Annotated in this window: 18 protein-coding genes and 1 tRNA gene; 11 read left to right on the top strand and 8 right to left on the bottom strand. The window is 56.9% G+C overall.

The window, feature by feature from the left end:
- The first annotated feature begins 17 nt into the window (after positions 1 to 17).
- The 9 genes from LGM20_RS03430 (at position 18) to LGM20_RS03470 (ending at position 7,775) form a co-directional block, all read left to right on the top strand.
- Positions 18 to 1,091: a phage tail protein gene (locus LGM20_RS03430; protein ID WP_044524753.1), complete on the top strand. Its 1,074-nt coding sequence runs from the start codon at positions 18 to 20 to the stop codon at positions 1,089 to 1,091.
- A gap of 109 nt (positions 1,092 to 1,200) precedes the next feature.
- The gene (locus tag LGM20_RS03435) at positions 1,201 to 2,382 is read left to right on the top strand and encodes a phage tail sheath protein (RefSeq protein ID WP_044524750.1); all 1,182 of its coding nucleotides are present in this window, start codon (positions 1,201 to 1,203) and stop codon (positions 2,380 to 2,382) included.
- Positions 2,383 to 2,395: 13 nt separating this feature from the next.
- Entirely contained in the window at positions 2,396 to 2,911 is a 516-nt protein-coding gene (locus LGM20_RS03440; protein ID WP_044524748.1) for a phage major tail tube protein, read from the top strand.
- Between the two features lie 60 nt (positions 2,912 to 2,971).
- The gene (locus tag LGM20_RS03445) at positions 2,972 to 3,247 is read left to right on the top strand and encodes a phage tail assembly protein (RefSeq protein WP_004195711.1); all 276 of its coding nucleotides are present in this window, start codon (positions 2,972 to 2,974) and stop codon (positions 3,245 to 3,247) included.
- Between the two features lie 32 nt (positions 3,248 to 3,279).
- Positions 3,280 to 3,399, top strand: coding sequence for a GpE family phage tail protein (locus LGM20_RS03450; RefSeq protein ID WP_014343413.1), 120 nt, complete (start codon positions 3,280 to 3,282; stop codon positions 3,397 to 3,399).
- Positions 3,392 to 5,833: a phage tail tape measure protein gene (locus LGM20_RS03455; RefSeq protein WP_044524746.1), complete on the top strand. Its 2,442-nt coding sequence runs from the start codon at positions 3,392 to 3,394 to the stop codon at positions 5,831 to 5,833. The genes LGM20_RS03450 and LGM20_RS03455 overlap by 8 nt, the downstream gene beginning before the upstream one ends.
- Positions 5,834 to 5,846: 13 nt before the next feature.
- Complete coding sequence (locus tag LGM20_RS03460) at positions 5,847 to 6,326, top strand: phage tail protein (protein WP_032420037.1); 480 nt, start codon at positions 5,847 to 5,849, stop codon at positions 6,324 to 6,326.
- Positions 6,326 to 7,489, top strand: a complete 1,164-nt coding sequence (locus tag LGM20_RS03465) for a phage late control D family protein (RefSeq protein ID WP_044524743.1) — start codon at positions 6,326 to 6,328, stop codon at positions 7,487 to 7,489. Before LGM20_RS03460 ends, LGM20_RS03465 begins: the two co-directional genes overlap by 1 nt.
- Before the next feature lie 67 nt (positions 7,490 to 7,556).
- A complete protein-coding gene (locus LGM20_RS03470; protein WP_023343301.1) occupies positions 7,557 to 7,775 on the top strand; it encodes a DNA-binding transcriptional regulator in 219 nt (72 codons plus the stop codon).
- 157 nt (positions 7,776 to 7,932) lie between these two features.
- On the opposite strand, the gene LGM20_RS03475 is transcribed toward LGM20_RS03470, so the two are convergent.
- Positions 7,933 to 8,008 (bottom strand) — tRNA-Ile (locus LGM20_RS03475).
- Positions 8,009 to 8,132: 124 nt separating this feature from the next.
- Here LGM20_RS03475 and mug point away from each other — a divergent pair.
- Complete coding sequence (gene mug, locus LGM20_RS03480) at positions 8,133 to 8,639, top strand: G/U mismatch-specific DNA glycosylase (RefSeq protein WP_002917636.1); 507 nt, start codon at positions 8,133 to 8,135, stop codon at positions 8,637 to 8,639.
- A gap of 86 nt (positions 8,640 to 8,725) precedes the next feature.
- Here the strand turns inward: mug and rpoD are convergent, their stop codons facing one another.
- The 3 genes from rpoD to rpsU form a co-directional block, all read right to left on the bottom strand.
- Positions 8,726 to 10,567: an RNA polymerase sigma factor RpoD gene (rpoD, locus tag LGM20_RS03485; RefSeq protein ID WP_004174339.1), complete on the bottom strand. Its 1,842-nt coding sequence runs from the start codon at positions 10,565 to 10,567 to the stop codon at positions 8,726 to 8,728.
- Positions 10,568 to 10,786: 219 nt separating this feature from the next.
- Positions 10,787 to 12,532, bottom strand: coding sequence for a DNA primase (dnaG, locus tag LGM20_RS03490; RefSeq protein WP_017899733.1), 1,746 nt, complete (start codon positions 12,530 to 12,532; stop codon positions 10,787 to 10,789).
- Between the two features lie 111 nt (positions 12,533 to 12,643).
- A complete protein-coding gene (gene rpsU / locus LGM20_RS03495) occupies positions 12,644 to 12,859 on the bottom strand; it encodes a 30S ribosomal protein S21 (RefSeq protein ID WP_001144069.1) in 216 nt (71 codons plus the stop codon).
- A 237-nt stretch (positions 12,860 to 13,096) separates the two neighbouring features.
- Here rpsU and tsaD point away from each other — a divergent pair, with 237 nt between their 5' ends.
- Positions 13,097 to 14,110: a tRNA (adenosine(37)-N6)-threonylcarbamoyltransferase complex transferase subunit TsaD gene (gene tsaD / locus LGM20_RS03500; RefSeq protein ID WP_002916879.1), complete on the top strand. Its 1,014-nt coding sequence runs from the start codon at positions 13,097 to 13,099 to the stop codon at positions 14,108 to 14,110.
- Between the two features lie 44 nt (positions 14,111 to 14,154).
- Here tsaD and LGM20_RS03505 read toward each other — a convergent pair whose 3' ends face one another.
- The 4 genes from LGM20_RS03505 to ureE all read right to left on the bottom strand — a co-directional run bounded on the left by LGM20_RS03505 (position 14,155) and on the right by ureE (position 17,693).
- On the bottom strand, positions 14,155 to 15,762 hold the full coding sequence (locus LGM20_RS03505) for a purine-cytosine permease family protein (protein WP_044524742.1): 1,608 nt from the start codon (positions 15,760 to 15,762) through the stop codon (positions 14,155 to 14,157).
- Positions 15,763 to 15,914: 152 nt separating this feature from the next.
- Positions 15,915 to 16,532: an urease accessory protein UreG gene (ureG, locus tag LGM20_RS03510; RefSeq protein WP_023291043.1), complete on the bottom strand. Its 618-nt coding sequence runs from the start codon at positions 16,530 to 16,532 to the stop codon at positions 15,915 to 15,917.
- A gap of 8 nt (positions 16,533 to 16,540) precedes the next feature.
- Complete coding sequence (locus tag LGM20_RS03515) at positions 16,541 to 17,215, bottom strand: urease accessory protein UreF (protein ID WP_032428994.1); 675 nt, start codon at positions 17,213 to 17,215, stop codon at positions 16,541 to 16,543.
- Between the two features lies 1 nt (position 17,216).
- Positions 17,217 to 17,693, bottom strand: coding sequence for an urease accessory protein UreE (gene ureE / locus LGM20_RS03520; protein WP_044524740.1), 477 nt, complete (start codon positions 17,691 to 17,693; stop codon positions 17,217 to 17,219).
- Positions 17,694 to 17,698 lie beyond the last annotated feature (5 nt).

The raw sequence follows: 17,698 nt of genomic DNA on the forward strand, positions 1-17,698 counted from the left end.
TAATGACCGGGGGATGAATGGCCGGACAATTTTACTCTGTGCTGACGGAGGCCGGGCGAAATCGCCTTGCGGCCGCGGCAGTCACCGGAGAGCCGGTGAACTTTTCTCAAATGGGCGTCGGTGATGGCGGCGGGGAGAATCACACGCCTGATCCGGAATCGGGACTGGTTAATGAGCTATACCGAGCGCCAGTTAATCGCGTGGTCGTTGCGGATCAGGCTGCAAATGTAATCAGGGCAGAAATGATTATGTTGCCGCAGGTCGGTGGTTTCTGGTTAAGGGAGGCGGCGCTGTTTGATAACGAGGGAGTTTGTCTTGCCGTCGCCAGTCTGCCGCCATCCTATAAACCCTTACTCAAGGAAGGATCGGGCCGTTTGCAGGCGCTTAACATGTGGATATCGGTCAGCAGTACAGCCGATGTCCAGCTGATGACAGACCCGACGGTTGTTCTTGCTTCGGTTGATGAGGTAAACCGGGCGAAAAATGAGGCAAAGGATTATGCCGACAAGATTGCGGGCCAGCTGGATACGGATATACAGCAGGTGATTGCCGATGCGATAACGGCGGCTAAGCGAGATTTCTGGGAAGATGATAACCCGGTTGGAACCACCCGCTTTTTTAACCAGAACCTCAATCCCAATGAGCGCTGGCCGTGGTCGCAATGGGTGTACACCGGCGAAAACAAGACGATCCGCGTCGGAAAGGCTGATGGTTCGAATGTCGGGCAGATCGGTGGCAGCGATACCGTTACACTTCAGCAGGCCAACCTGCCCGCCGTTCAGATTGACGTGACCGGCGAAACCAGCGAACAGGAGCAGCAGGAGCTGACGACATCGGGCAACGGAAGGCACCGGCACAGGGCAGGGGATGGGGCGCCGGGGGATACCTGGCAGGATGCCACACACGGGACGGATAACCAGAAATATACGGGGTGGAACTATACCGACTATGCAGAAGACCATCAGCATGGCGTCACGATCCCGCCGCACAAACACTCGACCAGCGGCAAAACAGCCAGCCTCGGTGAGGGCAAACCGTTCAGTGTGGTGGAATCCCACACGCTGCTGATGTGCTGGAGTCGTGTTGCCTGACCTGTGACGGTCATTCCTGTTGTTCTGTCCCTGTTACAGCGGGGATGACTCGTCACCCTTTCCACCACGATTGAAAATAATGCTCACCCTTAACCACGGAGTTAAACGGATGAGCGATTTTCATCACGGCGTCCAGGTTGTCGAGATTAACGACGGCACCCGCGTCATTTCCACCGTATCAACGGCTATTATCGGCATGGTCTGCACGGCCAGCGATGCTGATGCTGCCACCTTCCCACTCAATAAGCCCGTACTGATTACCAGCGTGCAAAGCGCCATCGCCAAAGCGGGTACAAAAGGCACACTGGCCGCATCCCTCCAGGCGATTGCCGACCAGTCGAAGCCGGTAATTGTCGTTGTGCGCGTAGCCGAAGGTAGCGGCGATGATGCCGAAGCGCAGACTATCTCTAATATCATCGGCGGCACCGACGAAAACGGCAATTACACCGGGCTGAAAGCACTGCTCACGGCGGAGGCCGTCACCGGCGTTAAACCGCGCATCCTCGGTATTCCGGGGCTCGACTCCCTTGAGGTTGCAACTGCTCTCGCGCCGATTTGCCAGAAGCTGCGCGCCTTTGGCTATATCAGCGCATGGGATTGTAAGAACATTTCCGAGGCGATGCTCTATCGCGAGAATTTCAGCCAGCGTGAGCTGATGGTTATCTGGCCGGATTTTCTGGCATGGGATACCACGGCGAACGCGACCGAGACCGCCTGGGCGACCGCCCGCGCGCTGGGCCTGCGCGCCAAAATCGACCAGGACACCGGCTGGCACAAAACTCTGTCAAACGTTGGCGTGAATGGCGTCACTGGCATCAGCGCGTCGGTCTTCTGGGATTTGCAGGAATCCGGCACCGATGCCGACCTGCTTAACGAGGCTGGCGTCACCACGCTCATTCGTAAAGACGGTTTCCGCTTCTGGGGCAACCGCTGCTGCTCAGATGACCCGCTGTTCTTGTTCGAGAACTACACCCGCACCGCGCAGGTTATCGCTGACACAATGGCCGCTGGTCACATGTGGGCGGTCGACAAGCCGATCACTGCCACGCTGATTAAGGACATCGTTGCGGGTATCAATGCGAAATTCCGCGAGATGAAAACGGCGGGCTATATCGTCGATGCGACCTGCTGGTTTGATGAATCGGCCAACGACGCGGCGACCCTCAAAGCCGGGAAACTGTATATCGATTACGACTATACGCCGGTTCCCCCTCTCGAAAACCTGACGCTACGCCAGCGAATTACCGATAAATACCTGGCGAATCTGGTGTCATCGGTTAACAGCAATTAAGGAGCCCTGACCAATGGCAATGCCGCGCAAGCTCAAATACCTGAATACGTTTCTGGATGGCGTCAGCTATCTCGGCGTTATCGAGTCCGTCACCCTGCCAAAGCTGACCCGTAAGCTGGAAAATTACCGGGGCGGCGGGATGTCAGGCTCGGCCCCTGTCGATTTCGGCCTCGACGATGACGCGCTGGCGATGGAAATTTCCCTCGGCGGCTTCCCTGATGATGCGATCTGGTCACTTTATGGTGCCGTCGGTACCGGGACGCTACTGCGCTATGCAGGCTCTTACCAGCGGGACGATACCGGCGAAACCGTGGCGGTGGAAGTTGAGACCCGTTTCAAGGTGAAGGAAGTCGATAACGGCGAGAGCAAACAGGGCGAGGATACCAGCAGCAAATTATCGCTGGTTTGCACGTACTACAAGCTGAGCATGAACGGTAAAGAGCTGGTAGAAATCGACGTCCTCAACATGATTGAGAAGGTGAACGGCGTCGACCGACTCGACCAGCACCGCCGCAATATCGGCCTGTAATTTTTCCCCGGCCAGCATGTCTGGCCGGTTAACCCGGAATCCGTAAATAGTGAGAAACTCATGAGCAAAGAAAACATAGTCACCCTGGAAAACCCGATCAAACGCGGCGAGCAGGTCATCGAAAAAATCACCCTGATGAAACCCAACGCCGGAACCCTGCGCGGCGTTAGCCTGGCGGACGTCGCTCGCTCTGAAGTGGATGCCCTGATTAAAGTGCTGCCGCGTATGACCAGTCCGTCTCTTACCGAATCGGATGTCGTCATGATGGATTTACCCGACCTGATGGCGCTGGCAACAAAGGTGATCGGTTTTTTGTCGCCGAATTTGGCGGATTAAATTTCCCGAAAGACATGTCGGTCGATGACCTGATGGCGGATATCGCGGTGATTTTTCACTGGCCGCCATCAGAATTATATCCCATGAGCCTGACCGAGCTCACCACCTGGCGCGAAAAGGCGCTACAGCGAAGCGGAAACACGAATGAGTAACGACGTTAAATTGCAGGTTTTACTCAAGGCTGTTGACCAGGCGACCCGCCCGTTTAAAACCATCCAGACAGCGAGTAAAACGCTGTCTGGTGATATCCGGGACACTCAAAAATTACTGCGTGAGCTTAACGGTCAGGCATCCCGTATTGACGGATTTCGCAAGGCCAGCGCGCAACTCGCCGTTACCGGTCAGGAGCTGAAGAAAGCTAAACAGGAAGCCGCCGCGCTGGCGATCCAGTTCAAAAATACGGAGCAGCCTACCCGCGCACAGGCGCAGGCGATGGACGCTGCACGAAAAAGCGCCGCCGCGCTACAGCTTAAACACAACAGCTTACGGCAGGCTGTACAGCGCCAGCGGCAGGAACTCAGCCAGGCGGGAATTAATACCCGTACCTTGGCCGCGGATGAACGCCGGTTAAAAACCAACATTAGCGAAACGACAGCACAGCTCAATCGTCAGCGTGAAGCGCTGGCGCGGGTCAGCGCGCAACAGGCAAAGCTCAATGCGGTTAAGCAGAGATATCAGGCCGGTAAAGAGTTGGCCGGAAATGCGGCCGCAATGGGTGCCGCCGGTGTAGGTATGGCGACGACAGGCACGCTGGCCGGTGTTGCACTAATGAAACCGGGTTATGATTTTGCGCAGAAAAACTCCGAGTTACAGGCTGTACTCGGCGTGGCGAAAGACTCCGCAGAAATGACTGCGTTGCGAAAGCAGGCCCGACTGCTGGGCGACAATACTGCCGCCTCTGCCGATGATGCGGCCGGTGCTCAGATTATCATTGCGAAAGCAGGCGGAGACGCGGCAGCGATTCAGGCGGCGACGCCCGTCACACTTAATATGGCGCTTGCTAACCGTCGGACGATGGAAGAGAACGCGCAGCTTTTGCTCGGTACCAAAAACGCTTTCCAGCTTTCAAATGACCGGGTAGCCCATATCGGCGATGTGCTTTCAGCAACGATGAATAAATCAGCGGCCGATTTTCAGGGATTAAGCGACGCCTTAACCTATCTGGCACCAGTTGCCAAAGCTGCGGGAGTAAGCCTCGAAGAAGCCGCCGCCATGACGGGTGTGCTTCATGATAACAATATCACGGGATCGATGGCCGGTACCGGGAGCAGCGCTGTCGTTAGCCGGTTACAGGCCCCAACAGGTAAGGCATGGGCGGCATTAAAAGAGCTGGGGGTTAAGACGGCAGACAGCAAGGGCAACATGCGGCCCGTATTTACCATTCTGAAAGAAATCCAAGCCAGTTTTAAAAAGAATAAGCTCGGAACAAGTCAGACAGGCGAATACCTGAAAACGATATTCGGCGAGGAAGCGCTGAAATCGTCTAATGCCCTGTTAGACGCTGCGGCCAGCGGGAAACTCGATAAGCTGACAGTGGCATTTAAAGCCTCGGACGGCAAGACCGAGGAGCTGGTTAAAGTCATGCAGGATAACCTCGGTGGTGACTTCAAAGAGTTTCAGTCTGCGTATGAGGCTGTTGGCACCGACCTGTTTGACCAACAGGAATCCTCATTACGCAAACTGGTGCAGACTGCGACCGGCTACGTGCTCAAACTTGATAAGTGGATCCAGCGAAATAAAGAGCTCGCGCAGACGCTTGGGATGATTACCGCCGTGGCGCTTGGTGTGGTGGGTATGATTGGGATCATTGGGCTGATTGCCTGGCCGGTTATAACAGGAGTTAATGCCATCATCGCCGCTGCGACGGTGCTCGGTACCGTATTTACAACGGTGGCCGGAGGCATCATTACCGCTATTGGTGCGATTTCCTGGCCGGTTGTCGCTGTTGTGGCTGCGATTGTCGCCGGGGCATTGCTCATCCGTAAATATTGGGAGCCCATCAGCGCATTTTTCGGCGGAGTGATTGACGGGATGCGGGCCGCATTTGCGCCAGTAGCTGAGCTGTTTGCGCCGCTTAAACCGATGTTTGACTGGCTGGGCGGAAAACTGAAAGCCGCATGGGACTGGTTTAACAACCTGATTGCGCCGGTAAAATCATCGCAGGAAACCTTAAACAGTTTTCGTGATGCCGGTGTGTTGTTTGGTCAGCGCCTGGCTGACGCTCTTACGTTACCGCTTACAGCATTCAATAAGCTGCGCAGCGGTATTGATTGGGTGCTAGAGAAACTCGGCATTATCAACAAAGAGTCCATCACGCTTGACCAGACTGCCGCAAAAGCGAACGCAGCCACACAGGGTAACTCTTATATTCCGGCAACCGGCACTTACGGTGGCTATCAGGCATATCAACCCGTCACCGCACCGGCGGGGCGTTCTTATATAGACCAAAGTAAAAACGAATATCACATCGACGTTCAGGGGGGCGGCAGCGGTACGCAGCTCGATCGCCAGTTACAGGATGCGCTCGAAAAGTTTGAGCGTGAAAAACGCGCCCGCCAGCGTGCCAGCATGAACCACGACGGATAGGAGGTGACAAAAAATGATGCTCGCACTCGGTATGTTTGTTTTTATGCGTCAGACATTGCCACACCAGACGATGCAACGCGACGCCGAATATCGGTGGCCGTCAAACTCCCGCGTTGGTAAGCGGGACTCTTTCCAGTATCTGGGGCCGGGGGATGAAAAAATTACCCTGGCCGGTGTGCTTTACCCGGAGCTCACCGGCGGAAAGTTGACGATGACGGCCATTCGTTTAATGGCTGACGAGGGGCGCGCCTGGCCGTTACTGGATGGCACTGGCACGATTTACGGTATGTACGTCATCAATAATATCAGCGAGACGGGAAGCCTGTTTTTTGCTGACGGAACGGCGAGAAAAATTGATTTTACGCTGACGCTTACCCGCGTGGATGAATCTCTCGCTGCGCTGTATGGTGATATTGGTGAACAGGCCAAATCACTTATTGGAAAGGCGGGTAATATGGCCTCGTCAGTGGCTGGCATGGTGGGGATTAGCTGATGCTGGATATGCTGAATTTGAATGCGGGTGGCGTACTGACGCCCGATTTTATGCTGATGCTCGACAGCAAAGATATTACCGGCAACATCAGTAATCGGTTGATGAGTCTGACCATGACAGACAATCGCGGATTCGAGGCCGACCAGCTCGACATTGAGCTTGATGATGCTGACGGGCTGGTCGAGCTTCCGTTACGTGGTGCGGTACTGACGCTTTACCTCGGGTGGAAAGGCTTTGCGTTGATTGGTAAGGGAAGTTTTACCGTCGATGAGGTTGAACATCACGGCGCGCCAGATACGGTGACAATCCGCGCCCGTAGCGCCGATTTTCGGGGGACGCTTAACTCACGTCGGGAAGAGTCCTGGCATGACAAGACGCTCGGCGAGATCGTGGCAGCGATAGCGACACGTAACAAACTGACGGCGAGCGTTATACCGGAGCTGGCCGGAATAAAAATTCCGCATATCGACCAGTCACAGGAATCAGATGCCAAATTTTTAACACGGCTCGCCGAGCGAAACGGCGGTGAGGTTTCGGTAAAAGCGGGAAAGTTGCTTTTTCTGAAAGCCGGGCGTGGGTTAACAGCCAGTGGAAAGGCTATTCCACAAGTCACTATCACCCGCAGCGATGGCGACAGGCATCAGTTTTCGATTGCCGACCGTGGGGCATATACCGGTGTCACGGCAAAATGGTTACACACCAAAGACCCGAAACCACAAAAGCAAAAGGTGACGTTAAAGCGGAAACCGAAAGAGCAACATTTACGTGCACTACAGCACCCAAAAGCCAAACCGGTAACGAAGAAAAAAGCGGTGAAGACGCCGGAAGCCAGGGAAGGTGAATACATGGTCGGCGAGGATGACAACGTGTTCGCCCTGACGACAATTTTTTCAACCAAAGCGCAGGCGATGCGAGCTGCCCAGGCAAAATGGGACAAACTGCAACGTGGTGTTGCTGAGTTTTCTATCAGGCTGGCGACAGGGCGCGCCGATCTCTACCCGGAGACACCCGTGCAGGTTTCGGGCTTTAAGCGCGTCATAGACGATCAATCATGGACAATCACGAAGGTTATGCACTCTCTGAATAATAGCGGCTTTACGACGAGTCTAGAGCTTGAGGTTAGATTGTTGGATGTAGAGTACGGGACTGAAGGGGAAGAATAAAGCTATTCTCAAATAGTGAAAAAATGAGTATCATAAATTCACTTTATGTGAATTTTTGGGGTGTGAAATGTTCCATTGTCCAAAATGCCAGCACGCGGCACATGCGCGCACCAGTCGCTATCTAAGTGAGAATACCAAAGAGCGTTACCACCAATGTACTAACATAAATTGCAGTTGTACGTTCGTAACGATGGAATCGGTGGAACGTTTTATTGTTACGCCAGGAACGATAATCCCGGCCCCGCCTCATCCGACAGTTGGTGGTCAGCGCCCGCTATGGCTCTGAAAAAATTTCATAAAATGCCCGCCGCGAGCGGGTTTTTTTATGTGATCTGAAAAGTGGCGGTAAAAAATGCACCGCCATTTTATCGCCACTCAATAGCGATATAAGAAAAAAGCCACTCACGTGAGTGGCTTAATTATATGATTTTAAAGCTAAAATTTGGTGGCCCCTGTTGGGTTTGAACCAACGACCAAGCGATTATGAGTCGCCTGCTCTAACCACTGAGCTAAGGGGCCGTGGCGAGGGATTATAAAGTAACTGACGGTTGCAATCCAGCGTAAAGCGCGCAGCTGCTGTTTTTATAAACAATGCATTTTCAATCCTTTATAATCATGTTTTAGCCATACAGCCGGAGAAAACATGATTAGCGATATCCTTGCGCCGGGCCTGCGCGTTGTCTTTTGCGGTATCAACCCGGGGAAGTCCTCCGCCCATACCGGCTTTCATTTTGCCCATCCTGGCAATCGCTTCTGGAAGGTCATCCATCAGGCCGGGTTTACCGACCGACAGCTCAGGCCGGAAGAGGAGCTGCAGCTGCTGGATACGCGCTGCGGCATCACCATGCTGGTTGAGCGTCCGACGGTGCAGGCCAGCGAGGTCGCCCTGCAGGAGCTGCGCAGCGGCGGCCGTGAGCTGGTGAGGAAGATTGAGGAGTATCAGCCGCAGGCGCTGGCGGTGCTCGGCAAGCAGGCCTTCGAGCTGGCCTTTAACCAGCGCGGCGCGAAGTGGGGGAAACAGGCCATGACCATCGGCACGACCCAGGTGTGGGTGCTGCCCAATCCCAGCGGCTTAAATCGGGCGACGCTCGACAAGCTGGTGGCGGCCTATCGTGAACTGGATGATGCCCTGGCGACCCGCGGCCAGTAGCGGAGAGGGGCGACTTTCCCCGGATGGCCACCTGAACGCCATAAAAAAAGCTCCCCGCAGGGAGCTTTTTAACAGGCTGGCGACGATTAATCGTCGAGGAAGCTACGCAGCACTTCAGAACGGCTCGGGTGGCGCAGTTTACGCAGCGCCTTCGCTTCGATCTGACGGATACGTTCGCGAGTAACGTCGAACTGTTTACCCACTTCTTCCAGCGTGTGGTCGGTATTCATGTCGATACCGAAACGCATACGCAGGACTTTCGCTTCACGAGCGGTAAGGCCGGCCAGCACGTCGTGCGTTGCCGCGCGCAGGCTCTCGGTGGTCGCGGAATCCAGCGGCAGCTCGAGGGTGGTATCCTCGATGAAATCCCCCAGATGCGAATCTTCATCGTCGCCGATCGGCGTTTCCATGGAGATAGGCTCTTTGGCGATCTTCAGCACTTTACGGATCTTGTCTTCCGGCATCAGCATGCGCTCAGCCAGCTCTTCCGGGGTCGGTTCACGGCCCATCTCCTGCAGCATCTGGCGGGAGATACGGTTGAGCTTGTTGATGGTCTCAATCATATGCACCGGAATACGGATGGTGCGCGCCTGATCCGCGATGGAGCGGGTAATGGCCTGACGGATCCACCAGGTGGCGTAGGTCGAGAACTTATAGCCGCGACGGTATTCGAACTTATCAACCGCTTTCATCAGACCGATGTTGCCTTCCTGAATCAGGTCGAGGAACTGCAGACCGCGGTTGGTGTATTTCTTGGCGATCGAGATAACCAGACGCAGGTTCGCTTCCACCATCTCTTTCTTCGCCCGGCGGGCTTTCGCTTCACCGATGGACATGCGACGGTTGATATCCTTCACCTGCTCGATGGTCAGGCCGGTCTCTTCTTCGATCTGCTGCAGCTTCTGCAGGCCGCGCTGCACGTCTTCTTTCACTTCCAGCAGCTTCTCGGACCACGGCTTGTTCATCGCCACCGCGGCGTTGAACCAGGTTTCGCTGGTTTCGTTGCCGGTGAACAGGGTGATGAAGTTTTTCTTCGGCATTTTGCACTGCTCAACGCACAGCTTCATGATGATACGTTCCTGAGTACGAACGCGATCCATCATGCTGCGCATGCTGTTGACCAGGTAATCGAACTGCTTCGGCACCAGGCGGAACTGCTTGAAGACTTCAGACAGCTTCAGGATCTCTTCCTGGGCGGCGGCATGGCTACGACCTTTGGCTTTGATGGTGTCGCGCGTCAGCTCGTACTGGGTACGCAGCTCGGCGAACTTCTCACGGGCCAGCTCAGGGTCGATGCTGTTGTCGTCATCGCTGTTGTCGTCGGCGTCTTCATCTTCGTCTTCGTCTTCGTCGTCATCCATCTCTTCCTGAGACAGCTCGGAGCCAACGTGGGTGGCGGTCGGCGCCATATCTTCTTCGGCGTTCGGATCGACGAAACCGGTGATCAGATCGGACAGACGGGCTTCTTCCGCTTCAACGCGGTCGTACTGCTCAAGCAGGTAGGTGATCGCTTCCGGGTATTCGGCAACGGAGCACTGCACCTGGTTGATGCCGTCTTCGATGCGTTTGGCGATGTCGATTTCGCCTTCACGGGTCAGCAGCTCTACGGTACCCATTTCACGCATGTACATGCGCACCGGGTCGGTCGTGCGCCCGATTTCGGATTCCACGCTGGAGAGCACCTGCGCGGCGGCTTCGGCAGCATCTTCATCCGCGGTGTTTTCGGCAAGCATCAGATCATCGGCATCCGGTGCTTCTTCCATCACCTGAATGCCCATGTCGTTGATCATTTGGATGATGTCTTCGATCTGATCGGAATCGACGATATCTTCCGGCAGATGGTCATTGACCTCGGCATAGGTCAGATAGCCTTGCTCCTTACCACGTTGGACAAGAAGCTTCAGCTGTGACTGCGGGTTTTGCTCCATAAGACGGTATCCACACTTAATTCGTTTGATTGGTGTCGGCAGGCGGGCTGTCGACATTTAAAGCGAGGGCGTACTTATATTATTGCCGCTGCGCCTCTGCGCGGCTGTCGGGGGCTTCCCGATCGATACTCGGCACTTAAGCCGTTAAATACGGTGTCCTTCACGTTGCTCTGCGTTCTGCTGCTGCATCAATGCAACGTGAATGACTGAGTCTGTCATTTATTTCTTCGCCAGCTCCTGGCTGATGGTCCAGAGCTCCCGGCGTTCCTCACTGCTTAAACCGTGTGTGCGATCGCGAGCTATCAACTCTTCCTGTCGCAGTTCCAGCAGTGAATCAAACATATGGTTGAGCGAGTCGGTGAAGGTTTGTTCAGCGATATCTTTATCTGCTATATCGTCCCACATCGACAGTTTTTCAAGGGTTGCGGCCTCTTTTGTGCCGCGATATTGCTCTAAAAGTTGCCCGGTTGTCAGACCAGGCTGCGCCAGACAGCTTTTCACCAGCTCGCCGAACAGGCTCAGCCCCGGCATTTTGCGCGAGTCCAGCCCCTCCAGCGGTGGGACTAACGGCGCCAGATCCGGGTTTTGCACCAGCAGTCCTATCAGTATACGCATGGTCGTGCGTTTTAGCTGTGGTGCGGGGCGCGGCGCGCCATTTTCCGCCTGTTTTGGCATTAAACGTTCAAGCTGGGCGTCATCTAAAATGCCCAGCTTGTTGCCCAGCTCCTGACGCAAATAGATGCGCAGGGTTTCGCCCGGCACCTGGGTTATCAGCGGCAGCGCCAGCGTGCTCAGCTGCGCGCGCCCGTCCGGCGTGCTGAGGTCGACCTGCGGCAGCAGGCTGTTAAACAAGAACGTGGAGAGCGGCTGAGCCTGCTCCATCCGCGCCTCGAACGCCGCTTTGCCCTCTTTACGCACCAGCGTATCCGGGTCTTCGCCGTCAGGCAGAAACATAAAGCGCAGCTGGCGACCATCGGTCATGTACGGCAGCGCCGTCTCCAGCGCGCGCCAGGCGGCATCGCGGCCGGCCCGGTCGCCGTCGTAGCAGCAGATGACGTTATTGGTCACCCGGAACAGCAGCTGGATATGGTCGGCCGTGGTCGAGGTACCCAGCGAGGCGACAGCATAGTTGATGTCGTACTGCGCCAGCGCCACGACGTCCATATAGCCTTCGACAACCAGCAACCGCGGTGGTTCGGGGTTGTCCTGCTGCGCTTCATACAGGCCATACAGCTGACGGCCTTTATGGAATATGTCGGTTTCCGGGGAGTTGAGATACTTCGGCAGGGCATCGCCCAGCACCCGTCCGCCAAACCCAATCACCCGGCCTCGCTTATCGCGGATGGGAAACATTACCCGTTCGCGGAAGCGATCGTAACTGCGTCCCTGATCGTTGGTGACCAGCATGCCGGCATCAATAAGCGACTGGCGGTTTTCCTGATTGCCGCCAAAACGTTTTAAAACGTTATCCCAACCTGGGGGAGCATAGCCGATGGCAAAGCGCGTAATCACCTCGCTGCTTAACCCCCGTTTTGCCAGGTACTGGCGCGCAGGGTCGGCGGCGGGCTGCATCAGAGACTGTTGATAAAACGTATTCAGACCATCCAGTAACTGGTAGAGGTTCTGCCGTTGATGGCGCTCTATCTGGCTGGGTCCGTTGCCTGCTTCATAAGGCACTTCGAGGTTGTGCATGGCGGCCAGCTCTTCGACCGTTTCCACGAACTCGAGCTTGTCGTAGTTCATCAGGAAATCGATAGCATTGCCGTGCGCCCCGCAGCCGAAGCAGTGGTAAAACTGTTTTTCACCGTTGACGGTGAAAGAGGGGGTTTTTTCGTTATGGAACGGACAGCACGCGTGAAAATTTTTGCCCTGCTTTTTCAGCTTTACCCGCGCATCGATCAGATCGACGATGTCGGTTCTGGCAAGCAGATCGCTAATAAATACACGTGGAATTCGTCCAGCCATAAGCCCCGTTATTTCTGATGACTATAAACGAAAATAAGCCGCGCATTCCTTTCGGAAGCACGGCCTTACAACTACAACTCGGTCTGAATTGAGAGCGTCGCTCTCAACAGATTAGTACAGACGAGTACGGCGTGCGTTTTCGCGAGCCAGTTTCTTCGCGTGACGTTTCACTGCAGAAGCTTTAGCGCGCTTACGTTCGGTAGTCGGTTTTTCATAGAACTCACGACGACGAACTTCCGCCAGAACACCTGCTTTTTCGCAGGAACGCTTGAAGCGACGCAGAGCTACGTCGAACGGCTCGTTTTCACGTACTTTAATTACCGGCATGTGCCTCTCACCTTTGATTAATTCGGTTTGCCGCTGGCCGCAATGCCAGCTTATTTCAAAATGGTGCGGAATTTTACTGCAACTACTGCTGCTTTGTAAAGCACCGGCGCCTTTTTTGAAAGGGACTTTTATAAGGGTGAGGAGTATACACGAAGAGAGCACCAGGGGTGAGCAAAGTTTTACATCGCCGGTCATTGGACCTAAACTGCGCGGTATTGAAGCGAGGTAAAACAACTCATGCGTGTACTGGGCATTGAAACATCCTGCGATGAAACCGGCATCGCGATTTATGACGACCAGCAAGGTCTGTTAGCCAACCAACTGTATAGTCAGGTGAAACTGCATGCGGACTACGGCGGCGTGGTGCCGGAGCTGGCATCGCGCGACCACGTGCGCAAAACGGTGCCGCTTATCCAGGCGGCGCTGAAAGAGGCCGGTCTGACGGCGAAAGATATCGATGCCGTCGCCTATACGGCGGGTCCTGGCCTGGTGGGGGCGCTGCTGGTCGGCGCCACCGTGGGCCGGTCGCTGGCCTTCGCCTGGAACGTGCCGGCGATTCCGGTACACCATATGGAAGGGCACCTGCTGGCGCCGATGCTGGAAGATAACCCGCCAGCGTTCCCGTTCGTCGCGCTGCTGGTCTCCGGCGGTCATACTCAGCTGATCAGCGTCACCGGCATCGGCCAGTACGAGCTTCTGGGCGAGTCGATTGACGATGCGGCGGGCGAAGCCTTTGATAAAACCGCGAAACTGCTGGGGCTGGATTATCCCGGCGGGCCGATGCTGTCGAAAATGGCGTCCCAGGGTACTGAAGGCCGCTTCGTCTTCCCGCGTCCGATGACCGACCGTCCGGGGCTGGACTTCAGCTTCTCCGGTCTGAAAACCTTCGCCGCCAATACCATTCGCAGCAACGGCGACGATGAGCAAACCCGCGCCGACATCGCCCGCGCGTTTGAGGATGCGGTCGTCGATACGCTAATGATTAAATGTCGCCGCGCGCTGGAGCAAACCGGCTTTAAGCGTCTGGTGATGGCGGGAGGCGTGAGCGCCAACCGCACCCTGCGGGCGAAGCTGGCGGAGATGATGCAAAAACGCGGCGGCGAGGTGTTCTACGCCCGCCCTGAGTTCTGTACCGATAACGGCGCGATGATCGCCTACGCCGGCATGGTGCGTCTGCAAACCGGCGCCAAAGCCGAGCTCGGCGTGACGGTCCGCCCGCGCTGGCCGCTGGCCGAGCTGCCTGCCGCCTAAAGCGTCCTGACACAGGCCGACGTCACGTCGGCCTGCCTTCCTGACTACTCCATACTTTTACACAGCGAGCAGATGGCGCCCTTATGCTTATGCGAGTGCATCACGTCCGGGCGCTCGTACTCTTCCTCACAGCTAACGCATTGATATACGGTGGTCGAGGCGTTCCCCGCCGCGTCATAGCGCGGTTCGGCGATCCCGTCATCTCTCTGCTTAATGTAGTAGCGCCCGCGGGTGAGGATCCCCATCAGCGGGGTCATGACAAAGGCGACGACCAGCGCAATCAGCGGCGAGAAGGGCGCCAGCGTCGCCCCCAGCAGGCCGAAGAAGGCGCAGATCGACAGCCCGGCGGCCAGGCCAAAGGAGACTACGCCCACCGGGTTCACGTTGTAGATCATGCCGCGACGATACTCCGGCTGCGCCGGCGCCAGCTTGAGCAAGCCTTTATTAAAGGTGATGTCGGTCGCCACCACCACGACCCAGGCGATGGCGAAGTTGGAGTAAAAGCCGAGGATCCACGACAGGGCGCTGAACATATCGCCTTCCATCAGCGCCAGGGCAATCGCCAGGTTGACCACCACAAAAATAATCCGCCCCGGATAGCGTTTGGTGGTGCGGGTCCAGGCGCTGGTCCACGCCAGCGAGCCGGAATAGGCATTGGTGACGTTAATTTTGATCTGCGAGATCACCACCAGCACCACCGCCAGCGTCAGAGCCAGCCAGCCGGGCACCAGGTTATCGAAGACGCTGACGAACTGCTGCACCGGTTCGGTATTGTGTACCGTCGGGAAACGGGTCAACAGATAGAAGCCGAGGAAAGCGCCGATAATCTGTTTGATCGCGCCTAGCACCACCCAGCCCGGGCCGGCGGAAAAGACCGCCAGCCACCAGGCTTTACGGTTCTCAGCGGTTTTAGGCGGCATAAAGCGCAGGTAATCAATTTGCTCGCCAATCTGCATGATCAGCGACAGGCATACCCCGGCGCCGAGCATGATGGCGGTGATATCCACCGTCGACGCGCTGTTTTTACCGGCGAAATGCAGGAAGCCGTCCACCAGCTGCGGATCTTTGACAATCAGCCACACCACCGGCACCACCATCAGCACCAGCCACAGCGGAGTGGTCCACACCTGCAGGCGGGTCAGGGCTTTCATGCCATAGACCACCAGCGGGAGCACCATCAGGGTGGCGATCAGATACCCCATCCACAGTGGGATCCCGAGGCCCACCAGCAGCCCCTGGGCCATGATCGAGCCTTCGAGGGCGAAGAAGATAAAGGTGAAGCCAGCAAAAATAATGCTGGTGATCACCGAGCCGAAATAGCCGAAGCCGGCGCTGCGGGTGATCAGGTCAAGGTCAATGTTGTAGCGCGCGGCGGTGATCGCCAACGGAATGCCGGTGAGGAAGATCACCAGCGCCGCCACCAGGATCGAATAGATGGCGTTGCTGGTGCCCCAGGCCATACCGATGCTGGCGCCGATGGAAAAGTCCGCCAGATAGGCGATGCCGCCCAGCGCCGTGACCGCGACGACGCCCGGTCCCCAGCGGCGGAAGCTCAGCGGGGCGTAACGTAAGGTGTAATCTTCTAAGGTTTCCCGGGAGCCGGAAGTCCGCGCGGTCGCGGGTAATTCAGGGTTGAGATCCAGTGATGACATAGTCATTCCTTAATGGTTAGGCATGACTTGAATTAGCAAACCTTATGCCATATTGCAGGGCAGGCGTGGCGGGGAGGGTGGTGCAGGGTGATAGAAGAGAGGGCAGGGGCTGCACCATCCGGACGCGCTTGCGCCCGGCTGGTGCAAAAGGCCTATTTGCCGAGCATGCCTTTGTCTTCGAGGAAGGCAATAATGGTGCTCAGGCCGTCGCCACGCTTCAGGTTGGTGAAGGTCCATGGGCGATCGCCGCGCATACGCTGGGTATCGCTCGCCATCACCTCCAGTGAAGCGCCCACATAGGGGGCAAGGTCGGTTTTATTGATCACCAGAAAATCGGATTTGGTGATCCCCGGCCCGCCTTTGCGCGGGATCTTCTCCCCTTCGGCCACGTCGATAACATAGATGGTCAGATCCGCCAGCTCCGGGCTGAAGGTGGCGCTCAGGTTATCGCCGCCGCTTTCCACGAAGATAAGGTCGAGGTTACCGAACTTTTCACTCAGCGCTTCCACCGCGGCGAGGTTCATCGAGGCATCTTCACGGATCGCCGTGTGCGGGCAGCCGCCGGTTTCCACCCCGACAATGCGTTCAGGCGCCAGCGCGCCCGCTTCAGTGAGGATGCGCTGATCTTCTTTGGTGTAGATGTCGTTGGTGACCACCGCCAGCTGCCAGGTATCGCGCATCGCTTTGCACAGCGCTTCCAGCAGGGCGGTTTTACCGGAGCCGACCGGGCCGCCAACGCCGACGCGCAGCGGGTGTTTATAAGAATTCATGGCTTCTCCTAGGAACGGAATAATCGGGAGTATTGGGTTTCATGCCGGGCAGAGGCGATGGCGGCGAGCGGCGTGGCCGATCCGATATCGCCGTCCGGCGCGGCCAGCGCGCGGGGCATCGCCGCCGCGTAGTGGTCGCAAAGACGTAAAATCAGCTGTTGAGCGGCCTGCTGGCCGAAGGGCACCAGCTTAACGCCGGCCATCACGGCGCTCTCAATCCAGCTGTAGCCCAGGCTTAGGGCCATCTCGGGCAGCGCGATGCGCCAGCGCACGCCGAGCCAGGCCATCCCGGCGAGCTGGCTTTGCTGGCACAGCGTGCGCCACGGCGGTGGACAGTCCGGCTGCCAGTCGCCAAGCAGGCGGGCAAACGCCGCGCCGCGGTTGCGCTCTTCCTCCCGCAGTTCACGGGTCTCCCGGCAGGCCAGCAGATAAGCCGTCCAGCGCCGGGCCGCGGCGATATCGCCTTGTTCGCAGGCGCGGTACAGGCGGGCGAACAGCGGCAGGTCGACGGTAAAAAAGCCTTCCGTCATCTGCCGTCGCTGCCAGCGCTCGAAGGCCGCGACGTCCGGCACCCATCCGGCTTCCACAGCCCACTCCAGCCCCTGGGACCAGCTGTAACCCCCTACCGGCAGGTTGCTGCTGGCCAGCTGCATCAGCCGCAGGCGTTGTTCCGCTGTCGACATGCTAGTGGCTGTGAGCGTGGTGGTCATGATGAGCATGATGATGACCGTGGCTTTCGCTGGCGTAAGCGCCGGCTTCCGGCTCGAACGGCAGCTGGCCAAAGGTCACCGTCAGGCCGAACTGGCGCAGCATATCGTCCAGCACGTGATCGTGATGGTAGCGCAGCTCGCCCGGCATAATCTGCAGCGGTACGTGACGATTGCCGAGGTGGTAGCAGGCCTTCGCCAGCATAAACGGATCGTCGCAGCGCACCACCGACACTCCTTCATCAGCGGCAATCACCTGCACAAATTCGGTGCCGTTTTCGTTGCTGAGCACATCGCCGCCGCGCAGCAGCAGCCCGCGGGGCAGCAGCAGGCCGGCTTCCCGGCCATCGTTGAGGGTGACTTTTACCCGGCTTTTGACGCGAACATCAATCGGCAGCGTAACGCTGGCGGTCGCGGCGGCGGGGGTCTCCAGACGTTGAGTTAAATAAAGCATCCGCT

It is taken from the genome of Klebsiella quasipneumoniae subsp. quasipneumoniae, from assembly GCF_020525925.1.
Taxonomy (GTDB): domain Bacteria; phylum Pseudomonadota; class Gammaproteobacteria; order Enterobacterales; family Enterobacteriaceae; genus Klebsiella; species Klebsiella quasipneumoniae.

Excerpts from the sequence above, each read along its gene's own strand:
- dnaG (WP_017899733.1), bottom strand. The coding sequence starts at position 12,532 with ATGGCTGGACGAATTCCACGTGTATTTATTAGCGATCTGCTTGCCAGA.
- mug (WP_002917636.1), top strand. The coding sequence starts at position 8,133 with ATGATTAGCGATATCCTTGCGCCGGGCCTGCGCGTTGTCTTTTGCGGT.
- LGM20_RS03455 (WP_044524746.1), top strand. The coding sequence starts at position 3,392 with ATGAGTAACGACGTTAAATTGCAGGTTTTACTCAAGGCTGTTGACCAG.
- LGM20_RS03470 (WP_023343301.1), top strand. The coding sequence starts at position 7,557 with ATGTTCCATTGTCCAAAATGCCAGCACGCGGCACATGCGCGCACCAGT.
- LGM20_RS03460 (WP_032420037.1), top strand. The coding sequence starts at position 5,847 with ATGATGCTCGCACTCGGTATGTTTGTTTTTATGCGTCAGACATTGCCA.
- rpoD (WP_004174339.1), bottom strand. The coding sequence starts at position 10,567 with ATGGAGCAAAACCCGCAGTCACAGCTGAAGCTTCTTGTCCAACGTGGT.
- LGM20_RS03435 (WP_044524750.1), top strand. The coding sequence starts at position 1,201 with ATGAGCGATTTTCATCACGGCGTCCAGGTTGTCGAGATTAACGACGGC.
- LGM20_RS03515 (WP_032428994.1), bottom strand. The coding sequence starts at position 17,215 with ATGTCGACAGCGGAACAACGCCTGCGGCTGATGCAGCTGGCCAGCAGC.
- LGM20_RS03440 (WP_044524748.1), top strand. The coding sequence starts at position 2,396 with ATGGCAATGCCGCGCAAGCTCAAATACCTGAATACGTTTCTGGATGGC.
- ureG (WP_023291043.1), bottom strand. The coding sequence starts at position 16,532 with ATGAATTCTTATAAACACCCGCTGCGCGTCGGCGTTGGCGGCCCGGTC.
- LGM20_RS03450 (WP_014343413.1), top strand. The coding sequence starts at position 3,280 with ATGGCGGATATCGCGGTGATTTTTCACTGGCCGCCATCAGAATTATAT.
- LGM20_RS03445 (WP_004195711.1), top strand. The coding sequence starts at position 2,972 with ATGAGCAAAGAAAACATAGTCACCCTGGAAAACCCGATCAAACGCGGC.
- rpsU (WP_001144069.1), bottom strand. The coding sequence starts at position 12,859 with ATGCCGGTAATTAAAGTACGTGAAAACGAGCCGTTCGACGTAGCTCTG.
- LGM20_RS03430 (WP_044524753.1), top strand. The coding sequence starts at position 18 with ATGGCCGGACAATTTTACTCTGTGCTGACGGAGGCCGGGCGAAATCGC.
- LGM20_RS03465 (WP_044524743.1), top strand. The coding sequence starts at position 6,326 with ATGCTGGATATGCTGAATTTGAATGCGGGTGGCGTACTGACGCCCGAT.
- ureE (WP_044524740.1), bottom strand. The coding sequence starts at position 17,693 with ATGCTTTATTTAACTCAACGTCTGGAGACCCCCGCCGCCGCGACCGCC.
- tsaD (WP_002916879.1), top strand. The coding sequence starts at position 13,097 with ATGCGTGTACTGGGCATTGAAACATCCTGCGATGAAACCGGCATCGCG.
- LGM20_RS03505 (WP_044524742.1), bottom strand. The coding sequence starts at position 15,762 with ATGTCATCACTGGATCTCAACCCTGAATTACCCGCGACCGCGCGGACT.